This is a genomic window from Nonomuraea pusilla, assembly GCF_900109355.1.
Lineage (GTDB): Bacteria > Actinomycetota > Actinomycetes > Streptosporangiales > Streptosporangiaceae > Nonomuraea > Nonomuraea pusilla.
On record NZ_FOBF01000002.1, the window covers coordinates 147,728 to 174,170 of the forward strand.

At 75.7% G+C, this 26,443-nt stretch carries 25 protein-coding genes and 1 pseudogene; 11 read left to right on the forward strand and 15 right to left on the reverse strand.

Features of this window, described 5'->3' with window-relative positions; genetic code table 11:
- The first annotated feature begins 175 nt into the window (after positions 1-175).
- Positions 176-421: a hypothetical protein gene (locus tag BMX74_RS03570; RefSeq protein WP_091098242.1), complete on the forward strand. Its 246-nt coding sequence runs from the start codon at positions 176-178 to the stop codon at positions 419-421.
- A gap of 91 nt (positions 422-512) precedes the next feature.
- Here BMX74_RS03570 and BMX74_RS03575 read toward each other — a convergent pair whose 3' ends face one another.
- Positions 513-1,181 carry a cysteine hydrolase family protein gene (locus tag BMX74_RS03575; RefSeq protein ID WP_091098245.1) on the reverse strand — a complete coding sequence of 223 codons (669 nt, stop codon included), beginning with the start codon at positions 1,179-1,181 and terminating at the stop codon, positions 513-515.
- A 121-nt stretch (positions 1,182-1,302) separates the two neighbouring features.
- Positions 1,303-2,589, reverse strand: a complete 1,287-nt coding sequence (locus BMX74_RS03580) for an MFS transporter (protein ID WP_091098247.1) — start codon at positions 2,587-2,589, stop codon at positions 1,303-1,305.
- 135 nt (positions 2,590-2,724) lie between these two features.
- Between BMX74_RS03580 and BMX74_RS03585 the strand changes: the two genes are divergently transcribed.
- A complete protein-coding gene (locus BMX74_RS03585) occupies positions 2,725-3,660 on the forward strand; it encodes a LysR family transcriptional regulator (RefSeq protein WP_055501605.1) in 936 nt (311 codons plus the stop codon).
- Positions 3,661-3,694: 34 nt separating this feature from the next.
- Here BMX74_RS03585 and BMX74_RS03590 read toward each other — a convergent pair whose 3' ends face one another.
- A complete protein-coding gene (locus BMX74_RS03590) occupies positions 3,695-4,687 on the reverse strand; it encodes a GlxA family transcriptional regulator (protein ID WP_091098249.1) in 993 nt (330 codons plus the stop codon).
- Positions 4,688-4,759: 72 nt separating this feature from the next.
- Between BMX74_RS03590 and BMX74_RS03595 the strand changes: the two genes are divergently transcribed.
- Both BMX74_RS03595 and BMX74_RS03605 read left to right on the forward strand, forming a co-directional pair.
- Positions 4,760-6,034 carry an MFS transporter gene (locus BMX74_RS03595; RefSeq protein ID WP_091098823.1) on the forward strand — a complete coding sequence of 425 codons (1,275 nt, stop codon included), beginning with the start codon at positions 4,760-4,762 and terminating at the stop codon, positions 6,032-6,034.
- Between the two features lie 534 nt (positions 6,035-6,568).
- Positions 6,569-7,015 carry an STAS domain-containing protein gene (locus tag BMX74_RS03605; protein ID WP_236714572.1) on the forward strand — a complete coding sequence of 149 codons (447 nt, stop codon included), beginning with the start codon at positions 6,569-6,571 and terminating at the stop codon, positions 7,013-7,015.
- A gap of 97 nt (positions 7,016-7,112) precedes the next feature.
- On the opposite strand, the pseudogene BMX74_RS03610 reads toward BMX74_RS03605, so the two are convergent.
- Positions 7,113-7,470, reverse strand: a pseudogene (locus tag BMX74_RS03610) (TSUP family transporter); the annotation flags it as partial.
- Positions 7,471-7,514: 44 nt separating this feature from the next.
- Positions 7,515-8,006 (reverse strand): SRPBCC family protein, encoded by a 492-nt coding sequence (locus BMX74_RS03615; protein WP_091098252.1) that lies wholly within the window; start codon positions 8,004-8,006, stop codon positions 7,515-7,517.
- 52 nt (positions 8,007-8,058) lie between these two features.
- Between BMX74_RS03615 and BMX74_RS03620 the strand changes: the two genes are divergently transcribed.
- Entirely contained in the window at positions 8,059-8,625 is a 567-nt protein-coding gene (locus BMX74_RS03620; RefSeq protein WP_091098253.1) for a TetR/AcrR family transcriptional regulator, read from the forward strand.
- 47 nt (positions 8,626-8,672) lie between these two features.
- On the opposite strand, the gene BMX74_RS03625 is transcribed toward BMX74_RS03620, so the two are convergent.
- The 3 genes from BMX74_RS03625 to BMX74_RS03635 all read right to left on the reverse strand — a co-directional run bounded on the left by BMX74_RS03625 (position 8,673) and on the right by BMX74_RS03635 (position 11,162).
- Positions 8,673-9,503, reverse strand: coding sequence for an ABC transporter ATP-binding protein (locus tag BMX74_RS03625; RefSeq protein ID WP_055501611.1), 831 nt, complete (start codon positions 9,501-9,503; stop codon positions 8,673-8,675).
- Positions 9,500-10,204, reverse strand: coding sequence for a FadR/GntR family transcriptional regulator (locus tag BMX74_RS03630; RefSeq protein WP_091098256.1), 705 nt, complete (start codon positions 10,202-10,204; stop codon positions 9,500-9,502). The genes BMX74_RS03625 and BMX74_RS03630 overlap by 4 nt, the downstream gene beginning before the upstream one ends.
- Positions 10,205-10,280: 76 nt before the next feature.
- The gene (locus BMX74_RS03635; protein WP_218153857.1) at positions 10,281-11,162 is read right to left on the reverse strand and encodes an EamA family transporter; all 882 of its coding nucleotides are present in this window, start codon (positions 11,160-11,162) and stop codon (positions 10,281-10,283) included.
- Positions 11,163-11,231: 69 nt separating this feature from the next.
- Here BMX74_RS03635 and BMX74_RS03640 point away from each other — a divergent pair, with 69 nt between their 5' ends.
- Positions 11,232-12,104: a LysR family transcriptional regulator gene (locus BMX74_RS03640; RefSeq protein ID WP_055501613.1), complete on the forward strand. Its 873-nt coding sequence runs from the start codon at positions 11,232-11,234 to the stop codon at positions 12,102-12,104.
- Positions 12,105-12,215: 111 nt separating this feature from the next.
- Positions 12,216-13,166: an LppY/LpqO family protein gene (locus BMX74_RS03645; protein WP_177227201.1), complete on the forward strand. Its 951-nt coding sequence runs from the start codon at positions 12,216-12,218 to the stop codon at positions 13,164-13,166.
- Positions 13,167-13,302: 136 nt separating this feature from the next.
- Here BMX74_RS03645 and BMX74_RS03650 read toward each other — a convergent pair whose 3' ends face one another.
- From BMX74_RS03650 to BMX74_RS03665, 4 genes are read right to left on the reverse strand one after another with little or no spacing between them, the layout of a single operon-like run.
- On the reverse strand, positions 13,303-13,728 hold the full coding sequence (locus BMX74_RS03650) for a hypothetical protein (protein WP_091098260.1): 426 nt from the start codon (positions 13,726-13,728) through the stop codon (positions 13,303-13,305).
- Positions 13,729-13,777: 49 nt separating this feature from the next.
- Positions 13,778-15,166, reverse strand: a complete 1,389-nt coding sequence (locus tag BMX74_RS03655) for a serine hydrolase domain-containing protein (protein WP_091098263.1) — start codon at positions 15,164-15,166, stop codon at positions 13,778-13,780.
- The gene (locus tag BMX74_RS03660) at positions 15,163-17,244 is read right to left on the reverse strand and encodes an alpha/beta fold hydrolase (RefSeq protein ID WP_091098264.1); all 2,082 of its coding nucleotides are present in this window, start codon (positions 17,242-17,244) and stop codon (positions 15,163-15,165) included. Before BMX74_RS03660 ends, BMX74_RS03655 begins: the two co-directional genes overlap by 4 nt.
- A complete protein-coding gene (locus BMX74_RS03665) occupies positions 17,241-18,656 on the reverse strand; it encodes an MFS transporter (protein ID WP_091098267.1) in 1,416 nt (471 codons plus the stop codon). Before BMX74_RS03665 ends, BMX74_RS03660 begins: the two co-directional genes overlap by 4 nt.
- Positions 18,657-18,825: 169 nt before the next feature.
- On the opposite strand from BMX74_RS03665, the gene BMX74_RS03670 reads away from it, so the two are divergent.
- Entirely contained in the window at positions 18,826-19,959 is a 1,134-nt protein-coding gene (locus BMX74_RS03670) for a sensor histidine kinase (RefSeq protein WP_055501619.1), read from the forward strand.
- A complete protein-coding gene (locus BMX74_RS03675) occupies positions 19,956-20,654 on the forward strand; it encodes a response regulator (RefSeq protein WP_055501620.1) in 699 nt (232 codons plus the stop codon). Before BMX74_RS03670 ends, BMX74_RS03675 begins: the two co-directional genes overlap by 4 nt.
- Before the next feature lie 45 nt (positions 20,655-20,699).
- Here BMX74_RS03675 and BMX74_RS03680 read toward each other — a convergent pair whose 3' ends face one another.
- From BMX74_RS03680 to BMX74_RS03690, 3 genes are all read right to left on the reverse strand, one after another.
- Positions 20,700-22,028, reverse strand: coding sequence for a serine hydrolase domain-containing protein (locus tag BMX74_RS03680; RefSeq protein ID WP_091098269.1), 1,329 nt, complete (start codon positions 22,026-22,028; stop codon positions 20,700-20,702).
- 92 nt (positions 22,029-22,120) lie between these two features.
- Positions 22,121-23,908, reverse strand: coding sequence for a hypothetical protein (locus BMX74_RS03685; RefSeq protein ID WP_091098271.1), 1,788 nt, complete (start codon positions 23,906-23,908; stop codon positions 22,121-22,123).
- Positions 23,905-24,957 (reverse strand): LysR family transcriptional regulator, encoded by a 1,053-nt coding sequence (locus tag BMX74_RS03690; protein WP_177227202.1) that lies wholly within the window; start codon positions 24,955-24,957, stop codon positions 23,905-23,907. The genes BMX74_RS03685 and BMX74_RS03690 overlap by 4 nt, the downstream gene beginning before the upstream one ends.
- Before the next feature lie 82 nt (positions 24,958-25,039).
- Between BMX74_RS03690 and BMX74_RS03695 the strand changes: the two genes are divergently transcribed.
- Both BMX74_RS03695 and BMX74_RS03700 read left to right on the forward strand, forming a co-directional pair.
- Positions 25,040-25,411: a DoxX family protein gene (locus BMX74_RS03695; protein ID WP_091098276.1), complete on the forward strand. Its 372-nt coding sequence runs from the start codon at positions 25,040-25,042 to the stop codon at positions 25,409-25,411.
- Positions 25,412-25,554: 143 nt separating this feature from the next.
- Positions 25,555-26,424: a GNAT family N-acetyltransferase gene (locus BMX74_RS03700; RefSeq protein WP_091098278.1), complete on the forward strand. Its 870-nt coding sequence runs from the start codon at positions 25,555-25,557 to the stop codon at positions 26,422-26,424.
- Positions 26,425-26,443 lie beyond the last annotated feature (19 nt).

Consider the following 26,443-nt stretch of genomic DNA (forward strand, 5'->3'; position numbering starts at 1 on the left):
TCCTACCAGCTTTGTGGAAAATCCAGCGCCAGCTTCCAGGTATATCCGGTGGGTAATGTTGACTTGTCGGGCGCGCGTTCGTAGGTTCGTCCGGGACCGTCCGGCACCGTCCGGCACCGTACGGCACCCACCTCCGGCGCGCCGCCGCGCGCCTCCCTTCCGAGGACGCACATCCGTGATCACCGAACAGCCGCGCCGCCCGCCGGCCGCCGCTCCGCGGAACGACGGCCGGGCCGCCGGGGAACCCGCGGGCGCCGTGTACCCCGGCGACGTCCACTGGTACGACCTGCCCGACGACGAGACCGAACTCGACGCCGAGACTGAGCTCGACTCCGACTCCGACTCCGACGCCGGTGTCGGTGCCGAGCCTGGTGAGCTGCCCGACGGCGGCCTGCCCGGCCTCGCCCGGTCCCGCCGCTGAGGCCGCGCGGCCGCCCTGGGCTCCGCGGGAGCCGTCCGCGACCGACCAGGGGAGGCGCCGGCCGAGACCGTCGGCGCGGCCGAGGGCCGGCTCAGGGGGCGGGGCGGTCGCCTGATCCGTCAGCGGCCGGGACCGCCCGGGCCCGTGCCCGGCCGGGACGGCTCCCGCGCAGGAGCGAGCGCAGCCCGGCGGTGTCGACGACGTGGGCCAGCCTCGGGAAGACGCCGGTCATCAGGGTCCGGTGGGCCTGCGGGTCCGGGTCGGCGACGCCGTCGGAGAGGAGGTAGAGCCGGTAGTCGCGGTCGGCGGCGTCGGTGACGGTGGACAGGACGGCGCCGCTGGTGGTGAGGCCGGCGACGACCAGGGTGGTGATCCCGCGATCCCGCAGCCGCCGGTCCAGGTCCGTCGTGGACAGCGCGCCGTAGCGGGTCTTGCGGACGGTGATGTCGCCGGGCTCGGGGGCGAGCCGGGGGTGGATGTCCGCGGCGGGATCCGCGTGGTGCATGAGGCGCTGCCCGCCGAGGAAGGAGAAGGCGATGTTGGCCGGCGGGATCGCCGCCCAGTCGGCGTCGGTGAATCCCACTCGTACGTAGGCGATGGCGGCTCCGTGCGCCCGCATGTCGGCGATGGCGCCGGCCACCCGCGTCAGCAGCGCTTCCCGGTCCGCCGGGCCGGGGAGCGAGGCCAGGATCCCCTCCTGGTAGTCCATGACGAGCAGCGCGGACGTCCTGGGGTCCAGCGCCGGGGGCGTGGCGGTCATGTTCTCTCCTTGGGTGATGGTCGCCCTGACTCGCGCGATCGCGCGCCAGGGCCGGCTGTACAGGGGGCGCGCTCCGGCAGGGCCGGCGCGGCCCGATCGCGGTGACGGCCGCGGCGGCGCGTCAACCCCGGCTCTGGGCAGGTGCAGGTGCGGGCGCCGGCTTCGGCTCGGGCCCCGGCTCCGGCTTCCGCTCGTCGAAGGGCGCCGCGGCGCGGCGGGGGAGCAGCAGCGGGGTCGCCAGCAGGAGCACGCCGGCCAGGCCGATGGCCGTACGCGGGCCGAGCAGGGCGCCGAGCACGCCCCACGCGGCCGTCAGGAGCGCGGTCGAGGCCTTGGCCGTCACCGACCAGGCGGACAGCGTGCGGGCGACCCGTCCGGTCGCCGTGCGCTCCAGGCGGTAGGTGGCGCAGACGGGGTTGAACACCCCGCAGCAGAAGATGAGCCCGAGCTCGACCCCCATCACCAGCAGCAGCCCTCCGGCGCCCGGCCCCACGAAGGCCAGCCCGAAGGGCCAGATCGCGCGCAGCACCCCGGCCACGACCAGGACCCGGTGCTGCCCGAACCGGGTGACGAGCGGCCGGGCCAGCCGCGAGCCGAGCAGCCCCCCGATCGCGGGCACGGCGAAGGCGAGGCCGTACTGCCACGGCGCGAACCCGAGCCGGCCGAGCATCAGGACGGCCAGCAGCGCGTCGGTGGCCATCACCAGGCCGTTGAACAAGGCGGTGTTGAAGAACAGCGGACGCAGCGTCGCGTCGGCGAGGATGTGCCGCCAGCCGTCGAGCAGGTCCCCGGCCCGCGGGCGCGCGGCCTCCCGGCGCTCGGGACGCGGCTCCCGGCCGCCCGCCGCGCGGAGGCCCAGGGCCGAGAGCAGGTAGCTGACCGCGTCGGCCACCACCGTCGCCACCGGACCGAGGAGCCCGATCGCGGCGCCGCCCAGTGGCGGGCCGATGATCGTGGTCGTCCAGGCCGTGGACTCGAGGCGGGCGTTGGCGACGAGCAGGTCCTCGGCCCGCAGCAGCGTCTTCATGTAAGCGCCGGAGGCGGCGCGGAAGGTGATGTCGGCCGCCGCGACCACGACCGAGACCAGCAGGAGCTGGACGAAGGTGAGCGCGCCGAGCGCGAACGCGGCGGGGATCGTCAGCAGCGCCGCGCACCGCACCAGGTCCGTCCCGATCAGCACCGGCCGCTTGCGGCGGAACTCCACCCACGGGCCCAGCGGCACCGCCAGGGCCGCGCCCGCCAGGGCCCCCACGGAGGACAGCGCCGCGACCTCCGCCGGCCCCGCGTGCAGCACCTGGACCGCGATCAGCGGGAACGCGCCGAAGGCGAGCCAGGTGCCGAGCGCGCTCGTCCCGTACGCTCCCCAGAGCCACCCGAACCGCCGTCCCAACCGGTGCCCGTTCCCCATGTCCGACGCTCCTCGTCACTCACCCGCACAACCGATCCGCGATCGGAAGCATCAAAGCGAGCGCCATACGTGGAGATCAAACAACCGCAGGGCCCCCCGACCACAACGGCTGGTTGTATCCGTAGGGTGTCCAGCATGGACCTCGACACCGTCCGGACCTTCCTCGCCGCCGCCGACGCGGGACAGTTCCAGGAGGCCGCCGCCGACCTGGCGGTCACGCAGCAGGCCGTCTCCAAGCGCATCGCCGCGCTGGAGCGCGACCTCGGCGTGCGGCTGTTCACCCGCACGCCGCGCGGCGCGGAGCTCACCATCGACGGGCAGGCGTTCCTGCCCCACGCCCGGGAGCTGCTGCGCGTCGCCGAGCGCGCGGCCGCGTCCGTGCGCGCCGGACGCCGCCCGCTGCGCGTCGACATGATCGCCTCACGCAGCGCGGCGTCGGGCCTGATGCGCGGCTTCCACCGCGCGCACCCCGAGATCGACCTCGACGTGGTGATGCTGATCGACATCGGCGAGGCCGTCGCCGCCATCCGGTCCGGCACGATCGACGCGTCCTTCCGCGCCGTCGCCATGCCCGGCCGGCCCCTTCCCGAGGACATCGCGTCGGTCCGGGTGCTGGACGAGCCGCTCGAACTCCTCGTCGGTCCCGCCCACGCGCTGGCCGGCGCCAGGTCGGTGACCGTCGCCCAGCTCGCCGGGCACCGGATCTGGATGCCCGGCCTCCTCCCCGGAACCGAGTGGGCCGCCTACTACGCCGACCTGGTCGCCGAGTTCGGTCTCACCATCGAGGCGACCGGCCCCAACTTCGGCTCCGACGCGCTGCTCGACACCATCGCCGACACCCCGGCCCTGGCCACGTTCATGGGCGGGCGGACCCGCCTCGTCTGGCCCGCCGGCCACGGCCTGCGCCGCGTCCCGGTGACCGACCCCACACCGGTCTACCCGCACTCGCTCCTGTGGCGCCGCGACGACCCCCACCCCGCGCTGGCCACCCTCCGCGCCCACCTCGCCGCCGCCGCGCCCGGCCACGGCGCCGCCGGGACCTGGGCGCCGGACTGGACGATCGAGCGCTGAACGCCGCCCCGGCGGGCCGGAGGGGCCGGGACACTCAGCGGAAGGACCGGCGGTAGGCGGCCGGGGTGGTGTTGAGCGCGGTGTGGAAGCGGCGGCGCAGGTTGACCGCCGAGGAGAGGCCGACCCGGGTGGCGATGGCCTCGACCGGCAGGTCGGTGTCCTCCAGCAGCGCGCGGGCGGCGGCCAGGCGGCGTTCCAGCAGCCAGCGGGCCGGCGGGACGCCGAGCTGGTCGCCGAACTGGCGGGTGAGGGTGCGGGGGGAGACACCGGAGAAGGCGGCCATGTCCTCCACGGTGACGGGGTCGGCCAGGCGGGCGAGCAGCCATTCCAGCAGTCCCGCCAGGGAGTCCGGCATGGGGCCGGTGGTGGGGAGAGGCGGGTACTGGCGCTGGCAGCCCTCGCGGTGCGGCCCGGCGGCGAGCTGGCGGCCGATGCGCATGGCGTGGGACGCGCCGTGCTCCTGGAGGACCTGGTGGAGGCAGAGGTCCAGGGTGGCGGCCGAGGCTCCGGCGGTGGCGACGTCGCCGTGGTCCACGTAGATGACGGTGTCGTCGGGGACGATGCGGGGGTGGCGCGCGGCCAGGTCGGCGGTGAGTTCCCAGTGGACCGAGGCGCGGCGGCCGTCGAGCAGACCGAGGGCGGCGGGGATGTAGATCCCGGCGCAGACGGCGACGATCCGGCCGCCTCTGGCGTGGACTCCGGCTACGGCGTCGAGCACGGCGGGCGTGGGGGCGATCGTCCAGCCGGCGATGACCACGGTGTCGGCGCTGTCGAGGGTGTCGAGGCCGTGTTCGACGTGGATGGGGACGCCGAGGGTGGTGGTGAGCGCGCCGGGGCGTTCGGCGCAGAGGCGGAAGCTGTAGCGCTGGGGGATCTCGTGACCCTGGTAGCCGAAGACCGCCGACGCCGAGGTGACGGGGTAGAGCTCCTGGTTGTCGCCGACCAGGGCGACCACGCGGTGCGGGTCGGGCGGGGGAGGCGCCGGGGTGCACACCGGGAGTGTGGCGGGGGGTGGCGCTGGGATCATGGCGCAAATGTATCTATTGATGTCATCTAGGACACCAGTGCTCTGATCTTGAAATATCCAGAATTGGTCGTCATGTGGACGAGGAACTTCACCCTCTACTTCGGGGCCCGGACGATCTCACTGCTCGGCGACGCCATGATGCCCGTCGCCGCCGCGCTCGCGATCGGCCAGGTGTACGGCATCGCGGGAGTCGGCTACGTGCTGGCCGTCTGGACCGCCTCCGCCGTCCTCTTCATCCTCTTCGGCGGGGTCCTCGCCGACCGCCTCGGCCCCAGGACCGTGATGATCTGCGCGGACGTGGTGCGGATCGTCACCCAGGGCGCGGTGGCGTTCGCCTTCGCCGACGGCGCTCCGCCGTACGCCCTGCTGCTGGTGACGGCGTTCGCGTCCGGCACCGCGGCCGGGATGTTCGAGCCCGGGGTGAACGGGATGGTGCCGCTCGTCGCCCGCGATCCGCAGCGGGCCAACGCCGTCCTGAAGATCGCCGAGGCGATCACGCAGCTGGCCGGGCCGGCGCTGGCCGGGGTCCTCGTGCTGACGGCGGGCCCCGTCCTCGTCTACGCGCTGGACGCCGGGACGTTCCTGGTCAGCGCGGTGTGCCTGCTGCTGGTCCGCGTCGCCGCACCCAGGCGGGAGCCCGCGGACGTGCTGAGCGATCTGCGCCGAGGCTGGCACGAGTTCAGGGCCAGGAGCTGGATGTGGTCGGTCATCCTGGTCTGGGTGTTCTGGGGGGTCCTCGTGGTCGGGCCGTACGTGCCGCTGTCGTCGCAGGTCATCGGGGCCGACTACGGCTGGGTGATGGCGGCGCTCGGCCTGGGCACGGTGGCGGGCGGGCTGATCGCGATCCGGCTCCGGCCGCGCCGGCCGCTGGCGGCGGGAGCGGTGGCGCTGTCCGGGTACGTCGCGGTGCCGCTGACGGTCGCCCTCGGCTCGCCGCTGCCGGTGCTGATGGCCGGGCACGTGCTCGGGGGATGCGCGTGGGCGTTCTGGTCGGTGATGTGGTCGACCAGCGTGCAGACGCAGGTCGCGCCTGACGTCCTCAACCGGGTCTCGGCCTACCAGGTGGCCGGGTCGGTCGCGGGCATGGCGGTCGGCCAGGCGCTGGCCGGACCGGCCGCCCTGCTGGTCGAGCCGCGGACCTTCCTGCTGGGCTCGGCGACCGTGGCCGGCGGCGTGGTGGCCGCGCTGCTGCTGATCCGTCCGGTACGGGCACTCGGCCACGGGGGCGTGCCCGGGACCGGCGGTAAAAGGGTTGCCCGGCGGCCGTCCCGGCTGTTCTACTCTCCTGCGGCGCGCGTTCCCACCCGGGAGCGGCGCGGGTTCCCGCGGCGGAGGAGGGCGAGATGAGGACCACGGTCATGTCCACCCGGCACATCCAGGCATCTCACGCTAAGGACATGACGCTTGACGTCCTCACCTCCACCGACCTCGCACACCCGCGGGAGGGCCGCCTCAGGTAGGCGCGTCCTCCGCCTGCTCCTGCCCGCACCGGCCGCCGCCGCGCCGCCTCGACCGGGGCCGCGCGGTGGGCCGGGGAAGCCTCGCCGGCCTGTCGGCCACCTGCCCGGAGCTCCGCAGGCTCCAGTCGCCCGGCTCCCTCGACGGCGACTCCCGCCGACCTGGCGCGGGCGGCCGATGAGCTCCGGCCCCGCCCGCGCCGTGCCTGTGGCACCCGCCCACGTCGGCGACAGCCCGCGACCGGTGCCCCGCGGGGCCTTCCGAAGCGGGGACAGGGCTTTACCCGCGGTGGCGGCGCTATCCCGGCCCGAGACGTACGCTGGAGACACCGAGGACTTTCCGAGCGTTGGCATCCAGGTCGGCGTCGCCTTCGGCGATCGACAGCTCCCGGCGCTTCCGCAGGGCCCAGTCAGGCCGGCCATCATGATCCAGAACCTCCTCGCGCATCCCGAGCCGCTGAGGGACGACCTCCCACCCGGCATCCCGGCACATGGCGTCCACCCGGACCTGGCCCGTGCCGTGCCCGTTCTCCGATCGGAGCGTCCCGTGACCGTCATCGACGTCTTCCCGCTCGGCCGAGCCGACCCGTCGGCTCCGACCGTCATCCGCCTCACCGGCGAGATCGACGCCTTCAGCAGTGCCGCGCTGCGTCGGCGCCTGCTCGGCGTCCTGCAGTCCAGCACGAGCCTGCTCATCCTCGACCTGTCCGCACTGACCTTCTGCGACGCCGCCGGGCTCGCCGTCCTGGTCGGCGTCCAGCGGCGGGCCAGGCCGATGGGCGTCACGCTCGCCCTGGCCGCGCCCCGGCCGTACCTGTCGAGGCTGCTGCACGTCACCGGTCTGGACCGGAGCCTGCCCGTGCTGGCGTGACGGGCGCACCCGCAGCCGGGGCCCCGGGCCTCGTCGCGCCGGCGCGCGCGAGAACGCCTCAGCTCAGCAGCAGGTGGCCGATGGACACGGCGCCGACCGCCACGATGTTGACCAGCGCGACGAGGACGTTCTTGACGGCGTTGACGCGCTGCGCGTCCTCGTCGAGCAGCGTCCCCGTCAGGGCCGTGTAGACGATGCCCTGGGCGGCGGCGAAGTGGCCCCCGTGCACCGCCACCGCGCCGAACCGCACGACCCGCCGGCCCTGCCCCGCGAGCTCCCTGCGGTAGCCGATGGCGCCGCCGACCGAGCCGGGGATCAGCCCCAGCGCGTTCGACACCGTCGCCGTGACCGGGGGCAGCCCGGTGGCCAGCAGGACGGGAAAGGTAGATCAACGTGCCCGAGCCGACCACCGCGTTGACGCCCCCGCCCGCACGCCGCCCGAGGTCGCGCGCCAAGGGGCGCGACCGGGCGGTGCGGCACCCCAGGACCGGGGTGGCGGTCAGCGGGAGACGGCCGAGGCCAGCGACCGCAGCAGTCGGACGCGGACGCTCCACCGGCGCGGCGGCCGCGGGCCGGCGCCCAGGCTAAGTTCCGCCTTGTCGAGGCTGTCCTCCAGCAGGGCGTCGTGCAGCGGGCGGAACACCAGGGGCCAGGTGAGCCACGCCGGCGGGCGCGTGGACATGACCAGCGAGTGGCGCAGCACGCATCCGCCGTCGCCCAGCGGGCGCACCTCGTACTCGTGGTAGCCGTCGAACCCCGCCGGAGCCCGGAAGCGGAAGCGGACGCGTGTCCCCGGCCGGTAGTGCTCGACCCGGTAGCGGACCGGCCCGTGGCCGCCCTCCGCCCCGACCTGCAGCGGCCGGTCGAAGCGCATCGCCGGCCACCGGTCGTGGGGCCAGAGCCGGTCGTCCTGCCCGGCCAGAGAGTCGATCAGCGCCCCGGCGCGGGCCGCGGGCGCCGCGAGCCGCCGCTCGTGCACGTTCAGGACCACATCTGCTCCTGGTGACTGTTCGCGGAATGAACTAGAGAGTAGTCTCTAGTTCATGCCCCAGCCCGTCAAGCACTCCACGGACACCCTGCTCGACGCCGTGCGCGCGCTGGTCCTCGACGGCGGACCCGCCGCCGCCTCCGCCAGGGCCGTCTGCCTGGCCACCGGCGCCTCCAGCGGCTCGGTCTACCACCGCTTCCCGCGCCGCGACGACCTCGTCGCCGCCGCCTGGCTCCGCGCCCAGGACCGCTTCCTGCGCGCCTACCTCGACGCCCTGAACCCCCCCGACGCCCAGGGCGGCGTCCGGGCGGCGGTCACCGTCCTGACCTGGTGCCGGGCCGAGCCCGGCGACGCCGCCCTGCTGATGCGCCACGCGCTGCGCGACCTGCTGCGCGGCGAGGTCTCGCCGGCGCTCGCCGAACGGGCCGAGGCCAACCGGCGCGCCCTGGGGGAGGCGCTCGCCGCGGTCGCCGCCGGCACCGGGCACGCCCTCGGCGACGTCGTCCTCGCCGTCGTCGATCTCCCCTACGCCGTGGCCCGGCGCACCCTGCGTGACGGCGGCCCCACCGACGACGACATCCGGTCCGTACGGCGCGCCGCGACCCTGCTCCTGGCCGGGTGACGTCGCCCCCTCGGCGGTCCGGACGGCGCGGGGAGCCGCCGCGGACGTCAGCGGGGGAGCGCGGCGGGAGCGCGGCCGGCCCGCGCGCTCCACCGGCCGTCGTCGCCTCGGACGATCAGCACCGGGTGGTCGAAGCAGGCGCTGACCAGGTCGGTGGTGAGCACGTCGCCGACCGGGCCGGAGGCCAGGCAGCGCCCGTCGCGCAGCAGCATGGCGTGCGTGGTGCTGGCGGGGAGCTCCTCCAGGTGGTGGGTCACCAGGACGGTGGCCAGCGTGGGGTGTTCGGCGCGCAGGGCGTCGATGCTGCTGAGGAGCTGCTCGCGGGCGGCCAGGTCGAGCCCGGTGGCGGGCTCGTCGAGCAGCAGCAGGCGCGGCTGCGGCATGAGGGCGCGGGCGATGAGGGCGCGTCCGCGTTCGCCCTGCGACAGCGTCGCCCAGGACGCGCCGCTCCTGGCGGCCATCCCGAGCATGGCGACGAGCCGGTCGGCCCGCTCCGCCTCCTCGGGCGAAGGGGTCCAGCGGGGGACGAACGCGGCGGTGTTGGTCAGGCCGGTCAGGACGACCTCGCGTACCGTCAGGGGGCCGTCGGGGGCGTGCCGCGGGTTGACGTGCCCGAGGTAGGAGCGCAGCTCGCGGACGTCCACGCGGCCGAGCGTGCGCCCGAGCACCTGGACGAGGCCGCGCGTGGGGTGGGTGACGGCGCCGAGCAGGCCGAGCAGGGTGCTCTTGCCGGCGCCGTTGGCGCCGAGCAGCGCCCAGTGCTCGCCGCGGTTCACGGTGAGCGAGACGTCGCGCAGCAGGTGACGGCCGTCGCGGACGATGGCGACGGCGTCGGCCCGCAGCACGGGCCCGGTGTCGCACGGACGGGAGACGGTCATCGGCCGCCCTCCCCGGACCTCACCAGCGTGATGACGGCGTCGAGGTGCTCGACGGTGGCGGCGATGGCGCCGTCCGCGTCGCCGTGTGCGAGGGCGGTGAGCAGGTCGGCGTGCGCGTACGACATGTCGGGCAGGTCGGTCTCGTGGACGACCAGCTCGACCAGCGCGGCGCGCAGCACCGGTTGCACGGTGGCGTACAGGCCGGAGAGCACGGCGTTGCCGGCGAGGTCCACGACCGCGCGGTGGAAGCCGAGGTCGGCGTCCACGAACGCGGCCGGGTCGCCGCCGAGGCGCTCCTGGCGGCCGTGCAGCAGGGCGCGCAGCTCCTCGACGTCCTCCGGCCTGATGCGGGCGGCGGCCAGCCTGGCCGCCTCGACCTCCAGCGCCCTGCGGACCTCGAACGCCTCCAGCACCCGCGCCCGGCGCAGCAGCCCGCGCAGGTCGCCGTCCTCGCCCGCGGAGGGAGGAGGGTCGGCGACGAAGGTGCCCGACCCGTGCCGCACGACCAGCCAGCCGTCGTGGGCCAGCAGCCGGACGGCCTCGCGCACCGTCGAACGTCCGACCCCGAGCTCGGCGGCCAGCCGCACCTCGCTCGGCAGCCGCTCGCCGCTCTTCCACCGCCCCTGCCTGATGCGCTCGCGCAGCAGGCTCTCCAGCTGCGGCACGACTGGGCCGTGCCGCAGTCCCGGCGACTTCGTCACTCGACGCGCTCCCTCCCATGTCCGTCGCGATGGCGACAAGATATCAGTCCTCAGACCTCTGAGGACCAACACGGAGTCAGCGGCGGGCGGCGGTCGTGACGGCGGTCGCGTTCGCCGTGACGACGACCGCGATCGCCGCCCAGGAGGCCGCGTCCAGCCGCTGCCCGAGCACCACCGTGCCGACCAGCGCCGCCAGCACCGGGTTGACGCTCATGAAGATCCCGAAGAAGTGCACGGGGACGCGGCGCAGCGCGAGCGCGTCGGCCAGGAACGGGACGGCCGACGCCAGCACCCCGGCCGCCAGCGCGCACGCGAGCGCCGGCGCGGTCGGCGGGCGCAGCCACAGCGCCACCGCGCCCACCGGCGCGTACAGCAGCCCGGACACCGCCGCGGCCGCCGCCGAGCCCTGCGCGCCGGGCAGGCGCGCGCCCAGCGTGCGGTTGAGCAGGATGTAGCAGCCCCAGCAGGCCGCCGCCAGCAGCGCCAGGCCGATGCCCAGGTAGTCGGTGGCCGGCCGCGGCCGGGTGAGGACGGCCACCGCGCCCGCGGCGGCGACGGCGCACACCAGGTCCGCGCGGCGGCGCGAGCCCGCCAGCGCCACCGCCAGCGGGCCCAGGAACTCCAGCGTGACCGCGAGGCCGAGACCGATGCGGGAGACGGCCTCGTACAGGGAGAGGTTCATCATGGCGAACACCACGGCGAGACCCAGCACGGGACGCCACTGCGCCGCCGTGAACGTCCACGGCCTCGGCCGCCCCGCCGCCAGCAGCACGCCCGCCGCCACCCACTGGCGCACCGCCACGACGCCGACCGGCCCGATCACGGGGAAGGCGAGCGCGGCGACCGCCGCCCCCACCTGGTTGGACAGCCCGCTGCCCAGCATGAGCGCCACCCCGGCCCACCTGCCGGTACGCGCCCCCGCCGTGGCGGTCCCGCCGCTCCGCGTCCGCATCGCCATGCCCACCACCATCGGGCAGCGGCGCGCATGCGCAAAATGCATCCGACGCATCACCTATACGCTGGACGCATGGATGAGGGCCGCCCGGACCTCGAACTCCGGCACCTGCGCTGCCTCGTCGCGATCGTCGACGCGGGCGGCTTCACCGACGCCGCGCTCGACCTCGGCGTCTCCCAGGCCGCCGTCTCCCGCACCCTGATCGCGCTGGAGAAGATCCTCGGCGTGCGGCTGCTGCACCGTACGAGCCGCACCGTCACCCCGACCACGGCCGGCGTGCAGGTGCTCGCCCGCGCCCGCCACCTGCTCGCCGAGGCCGACGACCTCCTGCGCGAGGCCACCACCGGCCACGCCCGGCTGCGCATCGGCCACGCCTGGTCGGCGATGGGCCGGCACACCGCCGAGTTCCAGCGCCGGTGGCACGACCGCCACCCCGGCGTCGAGCTCCACCTGATCCGCCACAACACGCCCACCGGCGGCCTCGCGGAAGGGCTGTGCGACCTCGCCGTCATCCGCACGCCCGTCGACACCCGTCGCCACGCCCACGCCCTCGTCGGCCACGAGCGCCGCTACGTCGCCATGGCCGCCGACGACCCCTGGGCCAGGCGGCGCGGCATCCGCCTGGACGAGGTCCGCGAGCGCACCCTCGTCGTCGACCGCCGCACCGGCACCACCACCGCGAACCTGTGGCCCGAGGACGCCCGGCCCGCCCTGGAGTACACGCACGACATCGACGACTGGCTCGCCGCCATCGCCACCGGCCGCTGCGTCGGCGTCACCCCGCACGCCACGGTCACCCAGTACCGCCGCGACGGCATCGCCTACCGCCTGCTGCGCGACGCCGACCCGGTGCCGGTGCACCTGATCTGGCGCCGCCACGACCCCCACCCGGCCACCCACGCGGCGGTCGCGCTCCTCGCCGACCTCTACCGCGAACGCCCCTGACCACCGGTGCCTAGACTGGACGGGAGGGCGGCATCAGTCGAGATCAGCCGAGAGCCGACGGCACCGGCCCGCCGACGGCCGATGCGTCGCCCGGCGGAACAGGGGGCGCCCATGGCCCGGCCGCGTACGTTCAAGGCTCGCAGGAGGTCGTTGGCCCGGCCCGCGGTGGCGGCCGTCGTCGCGGCGGCGCTGGCGGTGCCGTCCGGCGCGGCGTTCGCGCAGCCCGCGCAGGCCCGCCAGGGCGTCGACTGGAAGGCGGTCGGCACGGCGATCGGCAAGGAGCTGAAGCCGGAGGAGGGGGGCGTGCACACGGCGGAGTGGCTGCGCACCGACCTGCGCGTGGTCAACGCCGGGGTGGCCGAGAACCCGGGCATGGAGCTGGGCGCCGAGGCGGCGTTCCACGACAAGGCCGCGGGCGGGGCGGTGATGATCGGCGAGGCGACGCTGAAGGCGGACGAGGTGGGCCCGGTGGCCGACCGCCTCCAGCGGGGCGGCGTGGAGGTCACCGCGCTGCACAAGCACCTGCAGGACGAGACGCCCCGGCTGTGGTGGCTGCACTACGTCGGCTACGGTGACCCCGTCGCGATGGCGAGGACCGTGCGCGCCGCGCTCTCGCGCACCGGCATCCCGCTCGGGCAGAAGGAGGGCAAGGAGCCTCCGGTCGCGCTCGACGTGGCCGCGCTGAACCGCGTGATCGGCGCGAAGGGCGAGGACGAGAACGGCGTGCTGCAGTACCACGTCCCGGTGGCGGCGAAGATCGTCGACACCCGGGCGGGCATCCGGCTGCCCGCGCCGATGGAGGCGTCGACGCTGCTGATGTTCCAGCCGCTCGGTGGTGGGCGGGCCGCGGTCAACGGCGACTTCACCATGACGGCCGAGCACGTCAACCCGGTCATCAGGGCGCTGCGCGAGCGCGGCCTGACGGTCGTCGAGCTGCACAACCACCTGCTGTACGAGCAGCCGCGCCTGTTCTACCTGCACTTCTGGAAGATGGGGGACGCGGGCGCCCTCGCCCGCGACCTGCGTGCCGCCCTGGACCAGGCGGGCGCGGCCCGGAGCTGACCCGCTCGCCCGCACCCGCCTCGCCCCGGACCGGCGGTACCGCCCCCGACCGGCCGCCCGCCCCGGACCGGCCGCCCGCCCCGGACCGGCCGCCCGCCCCGGACCGGCCGCCCGGCCCGGGGCGGGTCGCCCGGGGTCAGCCGCGCGTGGCCGGGGGCCAGCCGTGGCCCCAGCCGGCCTGCACCATCGTCTGGAACGCCCAGCCGTCCGCCGTGCGCACCAGCAGGTCGGCGTAGTGCATGCGCTCCGTGCGGCCCTCGACCGTCATCGTCGCCTCGGTCTCCACGACCACCAGGTTCTCGCTGACGAAACGCGGCGTCCTGACCGACGTCAGGCCGAGCCCGGCGGTGCCTCCGCCCATGGCCTCCTTCATCGCCTCGACGTACTCCTCGCGCGTCCACTGCCAGACGGCGGCGGTGCCGCCCGGCACGTCGGTGGCGAGGTTCATCGGGAAGACCGCGAGGTCGGCGAGCTGCTCGATCGCCCCCTCGTCGGCCAGCGCGTCGTACCGGGCGAACCAGTCGTCCACGCTCTTCAGCTCGGCGTCACTCGGCTGGTACACGGTGAGGTCCCCTCTCTGTTGCCGTACGCCATACCGTACAGCATACGGATCAATGGGTGAGCCGCGGATTCGCCCGGCCGGTGTGGAGGAAGGCGATCCGCTCGCCGTCCGGCACGAACGCCACCACGCTGTGCGTCCCGCCCCGCGCCTCGGCGAACACGAACGCGTCGCCCCGCAGCCGCACCAGGCGGAACCGCTGCGCGCCGCCGTGCTCCGCCAACACCCCGAGCGGGGTGGCGGTCAGCCACAGCGACACCGGGTCGCCGTCGGGGTCCGCCTCCACGTCCCAGGTCACGGCGTCCGAGACGTACCGGCCGGTGTAGCGGGCGGCGTCCACGGGCAGCGGGGGCGACGGCGGCGCCGGCGCGGCCGGGGCCCGCAGGCCGGCCAGCTCCTCCACCAGCGGGTGGAGCAGGCCCGCCCGCAGCGGGTCCGGGTCGCCGCCGTTGGTCAGCAGCACGGCCGCCACGCCCGCCCCGGGAACCGCCCGCAGGGAGGCGGCCTGCCCCGGCGTGGAGCCGTCATGCGCGGCCACCACCCCGCCCCGCCAGCGCTGCAGCTCCCACCCCAGCCCCGCGGACGACGTCCGCCCGAGGTCGGGCAGCTCGACCTGCGGCTCCCGCATGAGCGCCGCCGGCTCCTCCGGCAGCACCCGCCTGCCGTCGTCGGCCAGGCCGCCCCGCAGGTGCATGCGCGCGAACGCCAGCAGGTCGCGCGCCGGCATGGCCAGGCTGGACCCCGCGGGCTCGTTCGAGCGCAGGATCGACCAGACGGGCACCGGCTCGCCGCCCGCGTGGCCCACCGCGGCGTCGTACAGGATGGCCTCGTCGGCGCAGGTGGCGACATGGGTCAGGCCGAGCGGGGCGGCCAGGTGGGCCTTCAGCGCGGCCCCGAACGGCAGGCCGCGCAGCACCTCGACGATCCGGCCGAGCACGCAGTAGCCCGCGTTGCTGTACGACCACATCGCGCCCGGCGGGAACAGCTGCGGCAGGTCCCCCATCAGGGCGACGAGGCGTTCCACGGCGTCGTCGCCGCGCCCGGTGTCGATGAGCGCGTCGCCCTCGAACCCGGCCGTGTGCGTGAGGAGCTGCCTGACGGTGACGCGGGCGGCGGCGTCCTCGTCGGCGAGGGCGAAGCCGGGCAGCACCGACCGGACCGTGTCGTCGAGCGACAGCCTCCCCTCGGCGACGAGCTGCATGACGAGCGTGGCCGTCCACACCTTGGCGACCGAGCCCACCTGGAACAGCGACCCGGTCGTGACCGGGTGGCCGGTGCGGGTGTTGAGCACGCCGGTGGCGGCCTCGACGACGGCGTCGCCCAGCCCGACGGCGACCGCCGCGCCGGTGACGCCGTGCTCGCGGGCCAGGGCGGCGAGCCGGTCGCCCAGCTCGGCGGCCGAGGGGAGCGCGCGACTCGGGGACAGGGGAGACGCGGTCATGAGGTGGCTCCGACGGAGGCGGGGGCGATGCGGTAGCCGGCCGGCGGCTGCGCGCCGATCAGGTGCCGGACGAGGAAGTCCCACTGGCGGCGCAGGACGTGCGGCTCGGCCGCCCCGTAGCCGTGGGCGGCGTTGGGGACCATGAGCATCTCGAAGTCCCTGTCGGCGGCGACGAGCGCGTCCACGACGCGCAGCGACAGGCCGGGATGGCAGTTGTCGTCCATCTCGCCGAACAGCAGCAGCAGCTTGGCGCGCAGCTCGCCGGCGAGCGGGAGCGGCGAGCCCGCCGCGTAGTCCCGCGGCGGCGGCCCCTGGTACGTCTCGCCCCAGATGGCGTAGTAGCCGCTGTGGTCGTGGTCGCCCGCGGACGCGACCGCCGCGGTGAAGAACTCCGGGTGCCGCAGCGCCGCGTTGAGCGCGGCGGCGCCGCCCGCCGAGTGCCCGATGATCCCGACCCTGCTCAGGTCGAGGTAGGGGCGTTCGGCGGCGAGCTGCCTGATGGCGGCCACGTGGTCGTCGAGCCCGGCCGTGCCCGCCGGGTCGCCGTACGAGACGTCCTGGAACGCCTTCGACCGGTACGGGGTGCCGCGCCCGTCCAGCACCACGACCGCCAGGCCGAGCTGGGCGAACATCGGCGCGCCGCCCGCCGGGTCCAGCAGGTACGGGTCGATCGTGAAGCCGCGCAGGCTGGTGCGGAGCTGCCGGGTGATCTGCGGCCCGTTGTAGATCGAGTCGAGCACGGGGTAGCGCTCGCCCGGGTCGAAGTCGCCCGGCAGGTAGAGCAGGCCGTGCAGGTCGGTCTCGCCGTCCGCGGCCTTGACCGTGAACGGCTCCGGAGCCCGCCAGCCCGCCTTCTCCAGGCGGCTCAGGTCGGCCCGCTCCAGCTCGGCGACCACCGCGCCGCCGGCGTCGCGCAGCACCGTGACGGGCGGCGTGCCGGGGGCGGCGTGGGTGTCGACCACCCAGCGGCCGTCGGGGGAGACGAAGACCTGGTGGTCGGCGTCCTCGGGGGTGAGCACGGTGACGCCGCCGCCGTCCAGGTCCGCCCGGCACAGCCGCCGGTGGTACGGGTCGGAGCCGTGCCCGCCGGAGACGAACAGCACCTCGCGCGCGTCCCAGTCGACGCGCAGCACGTCGCGCACCAGCCACTCGCCCCCGGTGACGGCGTTGCGCAGCTCGCCGCCCGCGTACAGGTAGAGGTGGCCCCAGCCGGAGCGGGCCGAGTACCACAGCACCTCCTCGCCCCTGGTGCGGACGAGCGGCGGCTCGACGATCGTGGCCGCCGACGGCATGAACGTCTCCGCCTGCTCCTCCAGGACGACCTCGGCGGCGCCGGTGCGGGCGTCGATCCGGTACAGCCTGGCCGCCCGCTGGCCGCGCGTGGCGTACAGGGTCCAGAGCGTGTCGTCGTCCTCCCACCACACCCGGCCCACCGCGTGCGGCGCGTCGTGGGTGAACGGCAGCGGCTCGACGGCGACGTCCACCCGCGCCCCGGTCTCCGCGTCGAAGATCATCTGCTGGAACGTGGGCAGCGGGTCGCCCGGCATCTCGTACCGCAGGGTGTGGGCGAGCGGGCGGGGGCCGCCGCCGGGCGGGCACGACTGCGTCATCGTCAGCAGGGGGACGTGCCGCTGGTCCACCCGCAGCGTGGCGAACCTGCGGCCGTCGGGCGCCCACACCACCAGCGGCGGCACCCTCATGCCGGCCTGCAGCGCCACGATCGGCAGCCCGCCCTGGTCGCTCGGCTGGGCGTAGCGGTGGTCGGGCTCGCCGTCGCCGGTGACCGGCTCGCCGTTCACCAGCAGGTTCCCGCCCTCGACGGTGACGGCGTACCGGCCGCCGGGGGACGTCGCGACGCCGGTGAGCTCGGGCGGCGGCGCGGGCTCGCCCGACGGGTCGTCGATCGGCACCCGCTCGCCGGTCTCCGGGAACACCCGGTAGCAGGCCGGGCCGTCGGCGGTGTTCACCCGGTACCAGAAGGAGCCGTCCTCCCAGACGGGCGTCAAGGACGCCCGGTGCACCAGGGCGGCCTCCCTGGAGACGTGCAGGGCCTCGGCCCGCGCGTAGCGCTCTCTCATGTGGTTCGTTCTCCGATCGCGTGGTCGATGAGGGCGTCGAGATCCCTCAGGAGGGTCTTGTGGAGGGTCGCGATGAGCAGCGACCCGGCGACGGCGGGCAGGAGCAGCGCCAGCAGCGCGCCCCGCAGGCCGAACAGCGACGACGTCAGCCCCAGCAGGCCCGCGCCGAGCAGCCCGCCCGCGGCGAGGATCAGGCCGAGCGCCGCCATGGCGTGCGCCCTGTCCTGCGGGCGCACGACCGACAGCCCGCCGATGAACAGGCACGGGCCGACGACCGCGAGCAGCGCCTGGCCCAGCGCCAGCAGCGCGAGCACCAGCCACAGGCCGGGCGCGAGCGCCGACAGGGCGAACGCCGACGCCGCGAGCGCCAGCGCGCCTCCGCTGAGCGCCATGAACCGGGCGGGACCCGCCCGGTAGGCCGCCTCCGCCCGGCCGCCGAACAGGGCCAGCGCCACGATCGACACCACCGCGGTGGCGCTGGTGAACAGGCCGCGCTGCCCCGCCGACAGGCCCCAGTCGCGCTCCAGCAGCGTGGAGATCACCACCCCGTACGGCACGGCGAGCGCGCCGATCGCGGTGAACCCCACGGCCATCCGCCTGATCGACGGGACGAGCAGCACCCGCCGGACCGTGGCCAGGAACCCCGGCGCGCCGGCGGCGGGCGGCGGGTCCACCCCGGCGCGCGCGCTCAGCTCGGCCACGTCCCAGCGGCCGAGCACCGGCTCACGCAGGCGCAGCGTGGGCAGGCAGACCAGCAGCGACAGCACCCCGAGCGTGACGAACACCGCCCGCCAGTCCATGCCGAGCCACGTCACCAGCCCGGCGATGACGAGCGGCGCCAGGATGTTCGCCACCGGCGCCGACGCCGAGTACAGCGACATGATCCGCATCCGGGCGGAAGGCGGGTAGGCGTCCATGAGCAGAGGAGGGTGCAGGAGCGCGACGGTGCCGGTGGTGGCGCCGTTCACCACCATGAGCGCGGCCAGCGACGCCGGCCCCGTCACCATGCCGGTGAACAGGGTGGCCACGCTCCAGGCGAACCCGGTGCCGACCGCGAGCCTGACCCGGTGCGGGTGGCGGCGCAGCAGCGCCGCCACCGCGAACGGCGTGACCCCGGCGGCGACGCCGTGCGCGCCGACGACGGCCGTGATCGTGCCCAGGTCGACGCCGAGCCCGTCCGCCACCTCGGGCGCGAGGACGCCGAAGGCCTGCGTCTGGAAGGTGTCGACGACGGCCAGGGCGGTGAGCCCGGCCATGAAGGACAGGCCGGTCCCGTGCTCCCTGAGCGTGCGCAGCAGCGGGGGCTTGTCCCCGGCGCCGCCCGTCACGCCCAGCACGGCCCGTGCCTCCTCCCTGGCCAGCGGCCGCCGCCGCGCGCCCGGGTCCTGAGCCGTCTCCGGCGGATCGTTCATGAGGAACCTCCTCGGTGAGGGGAGTTCGAGGATCGCGCCGGCGCGCGGGCCGCCACGAGCGGAGGAAGGAGCGCGTCCGCGTCGCGAAGGTAGGGAACGGGCACCTACTTTCGTCGGGTCCGCCGCCGTCGCCCGCGGCACGGCCCCAGGCCCCGGCTAGCGTGGACCCGTGAGACTGCCTCCCGACGCCCGGCGGCTGACCGGGAACGTCGCGCTCGCCGCCGCCGTCGGCGTGGTGGGCGTGACCAGCGACCTGACCATCAACGGCGCGGTCCCGATGGCGCTCGTGCCCGACGTCCCGTGGCAGGGGCTGTGGGTGCAGGTCGCCGGGGCCGCCGCGCTGCTGGCGCGCGTGCGCTTCCCGCTCGCGGCCGCGCTCGCGCTGGTCCCCCTCGGCTACGTCGAGGTGCCGCTCGCCACGCCGTTCGCGCTGTACTCGCTCGGCGCGCACCGCGGCGACCGGCGGCTGCTCGTCGCGGTCGCCGCCGCCGCGCTGCTGACGATGTCCCACCTGTGGGAGGCGGGAAGCCTCGCCGTGGCACTCCACCTGGTGTCGATCTGCGGGCTCGTGGTGGTGCCCGCGACCGTCCTCGGCCTGTACGCCGACAGCCGCAGGCGGCTCGCCGAGGCCCTCGCCGAGCGGGCCGAACGCGCCGAGAAGGAGCAGCGGCTGCTGGCCGAGCAGGCCAGGGCCGAGGAACGCACCCGGCTGGCCCGCGAGATGCACGACGTGGTGACCCACCACGTCAGCCTCATGACGCTGCAGGCGGGCGCGCTGCGGACGGCCGCCCCCGACGAGGAGGTCAGGCGGGCCGCCGAGGAGCTGCGCGCCACCGGCAGGCGGGCCCTGGACGAGCTGCGGGAGGTCGTCGGCGTGCTGCACGACCGCGGCCCGGCCGAGCTGGCGCCGCAGCCGGCCCTCGTGGACGTCTCACGGCTGGTCGCCGCGTCGGGGCTGCCGGTCGAGCTGGCCCAGGACGACGGCATCGAGGTCTCCTCCACGCTGGGGCGCACCGCGTACCGGGTGGTGCAGGAGGGGCTGACGAACGCGCGCAAGCACGCGCCGGGCGCGGCGGTCCGGGTCAGGCTCGCCCAGGCCGGCGCCGTGCTGCTCGTCAGCGTCACCACCACGGCGGCCGACCGTCGGGCGGGGGGCGGCGCGGGGTCGCTGCCGCCGTCGTCGCGCACCGGCCTGCTCGGGCTCAGGCAGCGGGTGGAGCTGGTGGGCGGGGCGTTCCACGCCGGGCCGACGGCGTGCGGCGGGTTCGAGCTGACGGCCCGGCTCCCGGCGGTGACGCCATGACGGGCGCGTCCGGGGCACCCGCGCGGCGGCCTGGCCCCCGGCGGCCGATCCGGGTGCTGCTGGTGGACGACGAGCGCATGGTGTGCGCGCACCTGCGCGCCATCCTGTCGCGGGCCGGCGACATCGAGGTCGTCGGCGAGGCGTACGACGGGGCCGAGGCGGTGGAGGCGGCCGTCGTGCTCGCCCCCGACCTCGTGCTCATGGACATCCGCATGCCGGGCGTGGACGGCCTCGCCGCGACCGAACGCGTCTGCGCCCTGCCCGACCCGCCGAAGGTGATCGTGCTGACCACGTTCGACCTCGACGAGTACGCGGTGCGGGCGCTGCGCGGCGGCGCCGCCGGCTTCCTGCTGAAGGACACCGACCCGGACGACCTCGTCGACATCGTCCGGGTCGGGGCCGAGGGGCACGCCGTCGTGTCGCACGAGCTGACGCGGCGGCTGTTCGGCGCGTTCCCGGCGGCCGAGCCGGCCCGCCACCAGGCGCGCGACCTGGTGGGCGGGCTGACCGAGCGGGAGAGGGAGGTGCTGACCTGCCTCGGCGAGGGGCTGTCGAACGCGCAGATCGGCGGCAGGCTGTTCCTCAGCGAGACGACCGTGAAGGGGTACGTCTCGCGCCTGCTCGGCAAGCTGGGCTGCGCCAACCGCACGCAGGCGGCCCTGCTGGCGTACGACGCGGGCCTGGTCACCCGCTGACGTCGCACGTCCGCTCACGCCGTGCGACGGGCAGTGGTCACGTGGTCAGGCGGTGCGGCGGGCGGCGAACGCGCCGTTCATGAAGCGCACCGCCCGGCCGTCCCGGCCGGGCACGAACGCGACGTCCCACCGGTGCATCCCGCCGAGCCGGTCGTCCGACGGCCAGAACCGGTGGCCGCCGAGCGGCAGCAGGTCGCAGGTGAGACCGCCGCCGCCCGACGTCGTGGTCACGGCGATGCCGCCGGGCCGCTCCGCCACCTCGTACCGGGTGTCGCAGGTCTCGTAGACGCCGGTGTAGAGCGAGGCGTCCACCGGCAGGCCCGCGTCGGGCTCCTCCCGCACCGGCAGGGCCAGGCCCAGCAGCTCGGAGCAGACGGCCCCGAACACCTCCTCCGCGAACGGGTACCCCTGCGACGGCGTGTTCGCCGTGACCGCGAGGACCGCGTTCCGCTCAGGGATCCACACGAGGGTCGAGGAACCGCCGAGGTTGGTGCCGCCGTGCCCGTACACGGCGACGCCGTCCCACACCTTCGTGTACGGCCCCGCGCACCACTGCTCCGCGAACCAGCGCGCCTCCACCTCGACGTGCGGCGTCCGCGTCGCCTCGACCGCCTCGGCCGACAGCAGCCGTACGCCGCCGGGGGCCACGCCGCCGTCCAGCAGCGTCTGCCCGAGGACGGCCAGGTCGGCGGCCGTCGAGCACAGGGTGCTGCCCGAAGGCCCCAGCCCGCGCGAGAGCAGCCACGGCCGCACCACCCGCCCCGCCGCGTCGTGCCCCACGGCCACCCGGTGGTACGGCAGCTCCTCCGGCAGGCTGACCGTGTGCGCGAGCCCCAGCGGGGCGGCGAGCCGGTCGCGGAGCGCGGCGTCCCAGGTGGCGCCGGTGACGCGCTCGACCAGCAGGCCCGAGACGACGGTGGAGGCGTTCGAGTAGCCGAACCCCTCGCCCGGCTCGAACACCGGCGGGACGTCCGCGAGCAGGTCCACGTAGCGGGCCACGCAGTCGTCGCCGCGTCCGGTGTCGGCGTACGGGCCGTTGTCCAGCCCGCTCGTCATCGACAGCAGGTGCCTCGGCGTGACGTCGCGCAGCGGCCCTGGCGGGAGGCGCGGCCCGGGGAGCCGGTCGGCGACCGGCCGGTCGAGCTCCACCAGCCCGGCGTCGGCCAGGCCGAGCACCAGGGCCGCCGTGTGCAGCTTCGTGGTGGAGCCGATCTGGAACAGCGTCTCCCCGGTCACCGGGGTGCCCAGCTCCGCGTTGGCGACCCCGGCCGCGGCCTGCGCGCGCTCGCCGTCCATGACGACGGCGAGCTGCGCGCCCATCACCCCGTGCCGGGCGGCGGCGTCGGAGAGCAGCCCGTCGAGCAGTTCGTTCATGGCTCCCGACTATCGGGGCCGGGGACGCCGCCGATCAAGGCCGGACGCCCGGGACGCTCCCTTCGCCACGCCGCTTCCCTCCTTTCGTAGGGTCAGGTGCAGGTCACCTGGTACGTCATCGGCTCGGAGGCCATGACGTTGGGCAGGTTCGTCTCCAGGTAGACGGTCACCGGCTTCCCGGTGGAGGCGTTCACCGTCAGCTCGCGCTCCACGGCCCGGGTCAGCGGGCCGCCCGCGGGGAAGTTCGCGTAGTCCACCAGAGGCTGGCGGACCTCGTCGACCGTCCACTGCGCGATCACCGGCAGGTCCATCGGCGCGGACACGGTGATCTCGGCCCTGACCTTGATCTTCACCGGGCACGCGCCGCGGTGCTCGGACGGCGTCGCCGACGCCTTGGTGATCGACACGACCTTCGGGTAGGAGCCGGTCGGCGGCTTGCCCCCGCAGACCACCTCGTAACGGGCCGACTCACCGCGCGTCACCTTGCCCTGCGCGGTCACCTCCAGCCAGATCTCGCCCGACTTGCTCGTCCACTCCTCCCACGTCCGCACGGCGCGCAGCGTCGAGGCCGAGGTGAAGGTGTGGGTCTGCGGAGCGGTGTGGCCGCCGTCGGCCCAGCGCCAGCGGTAGCTGACCGTGAGCGGCAGCCGGGCCGACGCCGTCGGCGTGACCGACGCGAGCGCCGAGTAGTGGTGCGAGGTGCCCGGGCACGGCCACTTCTCCTCGAACGGGACGATCTCCATGCCGGTGACCGCCACGGCGTCCGCACCGCAACTGATCGTGAACGCGGCCGGCTCGGTCGTCACGGCCGTCGGCGACAGCAGCTCCAGCCGCGCCGAGCCGCCCGCCAGCGCCGACGGGTCCGTCACGGTCCACGTCGTGGAGACGGTGGTCGTGAGGTCGCGCGGCAGGACCACCTCGCCGGGGACGCTCGTGCCGTCGCTGCGCACCCACCGGTACGTCACCTTCGCGGGCCCGCTGGCGGCGATGTCGGCGTGGAAGACGAACTCGACGGGCCGGTCGCACGAGCCCTCGTAGCGGGCGGGGGTGACGCGGACGTTCCCGGCGGACGCCGCCGGGGTCTGCGGCTCGCCGCCGGGCGCGCACGTCACCCGGTACGGCGCCTCGTCCGAGCGGGCCACGACCCGCCCCCTGCCGTCCAGGATCTCCAGCCGGCGCCGCCCCGCCTGCGAGGCGAGGAACGTGCGCCGCGAGACGACCTCCTTCACCGCCGGGCCGCCCGCCGCGAACCAGAGCCGCTCGGCGGGCTCGGGGCCGCCGTCGCTGTCCACCCACCGGTACGACAGCCCGGCGGGCGTGCGCGACACCTTGACCGTCCCGGTGAACGTCACCGTCCGGCCGGGCACCGCGCACGTCCCCGAGGACGGCGCGGGACGCGCGAGGCTCACGGTGACGCGCGGCGCCCGTTCCCCGGCCATGCCCGTGCCGGCCCGCCCCGAGGGCGGATCCTGGCAGGTGACGGTGAAACGGGTCCTGGCCGAGGTGGCCTTGCGCGGGCTCAGCACCTGCAGCGCCTGCCAGCCGGACGTGCTCGCGGCGAACGACCTGCTGTCGCGCGCGACCACCGAGCCGTTCGCCGCCCGCGCGGTGACGACGGGCCCCTTGGAGCCGTCCTCGCGCAGCCAGCGGTACGTCACCTGGCTCGCGCCCCGCACCGCCACCTTCGCCGTGAACGACGTGGTGGCCGGGCACGGGCCCGCGTACCGGGCGGGCGTCGCCCGCACCCTGCCCACCTTGACCGTTGCTGCTCGCGCGGCGCCTGCCGTCGCGGTGGCGGCGTCCACCGACGCCTGCGCGGGCGCGGCCAGGCCGCCCGCCGCCACCAGGAGGACGGCCAGCGCCGTCCATGTCCTTCTCACGTACGCTCCCTCATGATCGGGTTGACCGGAGCAGCCTGGTGCAAAGGGTTTGCGTACGACTTGTGCGCCGCTTGGGTCTCACTGTGCGGCCCGGCCAAGGCGGCGCGCAGGCGGGCGACGCTCTCCCTTCCGTCGCCGGCGTGCCAGGCGAGCGCGACGCGGTGGCGGGGCGCGTCCCGCAGCGGACGCCACGCCAGCCCCGGGTGGACGGCCTTGCCGGCGGGCACCAGCGAGACCAGGTCCGACCGCGCGGTGAGCAGCGCGACGACGGCGCCGAGCCGGCGGGTCGGCGTCACCACGACCTCGGGCCGCCACCCCGCCGCGTGGCACCACTCCAGGACGTGATCGTGGTAGCCGGGGGCCTCCTCCCGCCCGATCCAGAGCAGCCCCCTGCCCGTCAGGTCACCGGCGGACAGCTCGTCGGGCAGCTCGTCGGGCAGGGGACTCCCGGCCGCGGCGACGACGCCGAGCGGCTCGTCCGACAGGCGCGCCAGGCGCAGGCCCGCCGCCTCCAGAGGCCCCAGCGGCTCCAGGACGAGCCCCAGGTCGAGCCGGTGGTCGAGCCCGTGACCGTGACCGGGCCCGTGGTCGAGCCCGTGGTCGGCCCCGTGGTCGGGCTGACCGCCGAGCGTGCCGCCGGTGAGCAGCCGCGCCTGCTCCGCGACTCCGGCGTCGCGGAACCCGACGGACACCCCGGCCTCCGCGGCCCCGGCGCACACCCGGTTCAGCACGTCGGAGCCGATCCCCGTGGACACCCCGACCCGCAGCTCCGTCCGCCCGGCGGCGGCGCGCTCCCTGACCCGGAGCAGCGCCCGCTCCGACCCGGCGAGCAGCTCCCGCGCCGCCTCCAGCGCCGTGGCCCCCGCCGGCGTCAGCCGGACCCCGCGCGGCGTGCGTTCGAGCAGCGTCGCGCCGACCGCCTTCTCCAGGGCCTTGATCTGCTGGCTGAGGGAAGGCTGGGCGATGCGCAGCCGCTGCGCCGCCCGCCCGAAGTGCAACTCCTCGGCCACCACCACGAAATACCGCAACCGCCGCAGGTCCCAAGCCATCCAGGGATGATAGGCGGAACCTATCGCCCGAGCGGAAACCGGTCTTGGACGGCGGACGCCCGCCGCCTGTGCACTGGTGCGCATGTCCATCGTGTTGTGGGTGTTCCAAGGATTGCTCGCCGTGCTGTTCCTCGCCGCCGGCGCGCTCAAGCTGACCAGGCCGGCCGACGCGCTGACCGGGCTGATGCCGTGGGTGGAGGACTTCACCCGGCTGCAGATCGGGGCGATCGGGGTCCTGGAGGTGTGCGGCGCGCTCGGGCTCGTCCTGCCCGGGATCACCGGGATCGCGACCTGGCTGACGCCGCTCGCGTCGGCGGGGCTGGCCGTCCTCATGGCCGGGGCGACGGTCACCCACCTGATGCGCGGCGAGGCGCACCTGGCCTGGGGGAACGTGCTCGTGCTCGCCGCCGCGGCGGGCGTGGCGTGGGCACGCCTGACGTCCTGGCCGCTGTGAGAGCGGCCCGCGCGCCGATGCCCGGCCGGCGGGCGGTCGCCGCGCCTGCCGGGACACCGCACGGCCCCGGAGATCGATCGCCTCCAGGGGTCGGGCCGGTTCTAGGATGGGCGGGGCCTGACGGAACATATGGGGTGAAACAGGTGGAACATGTCGTACGCGCCGCGGTCATGGCGGACATGCCCGCCGTGCGGAAGGTGGCCGCGCGCTTCGGGCTGCTGTCCGGCTGGCCGCAGGGCCGCGACTTCCTCGACGCCGAGCGCGCGTACGGCACGCTGCTCCTCGCCCCCGGCGCGGCCGGCGAGGCGCAGGCCCGCGCCTTCGGCGGCACCCTGCGGCGGGGCGGCCTCACCCACCTCGGCGACCTGTTCGTCCTGCCGGAGCACCAGTCCTCCGGCGTCGGCAGGGCCATCCTGTCGCGCCTGCTCGCCGGCGACGGCCCGAAGGTGACCTTCGCCTCCTCCGACCGGCGGGCCATGGGGCTGTACGTACGCCACGGGCTGCGCCCCTGGTGCCCGCTGCTCTACCTGACCGGTCCCGCCGCCGCGCTCCCCGCACCGCCCGCGCGCGCGATCGACCCCGGCGAGGCCGCCGCCCGGGACGCCCGCGCGTCCGGCGGCGACCGCTCCGCCACGCTCGCCTGGTACGCCGCCACCCCCGGCGTCACCGCGTACGCGACCGGCCGGGGCTACGCCTTCACCCGCCACACCGGCCCCGTGGTGGTCGTCGGGCCGGCGGGCGGCGAGACGCCGCAGGACTGCGCGCGGGCCGTGCTCGGCGCCCTCGCCGCCGCGACGGCTCCGGGCGCGGCGGGGAAGGCGGGGATCCCGCTGCCGGGCACGCCGGACACGCCCCCGGAGGCACGGATCGCGGTGCCCGGCGTCCACCCGCTCGTGCCCGAACTGATCGGCGCCGGATGGCGCATCGCCGACATGGACACCTTCATGGCCGACGACGCCGCCCTCGCCCTGGTCCGCCCCGACCGCTACGTCCCCCATCCCGACCTGGGGTAGCCGCGCGGGCCGCGGGCCG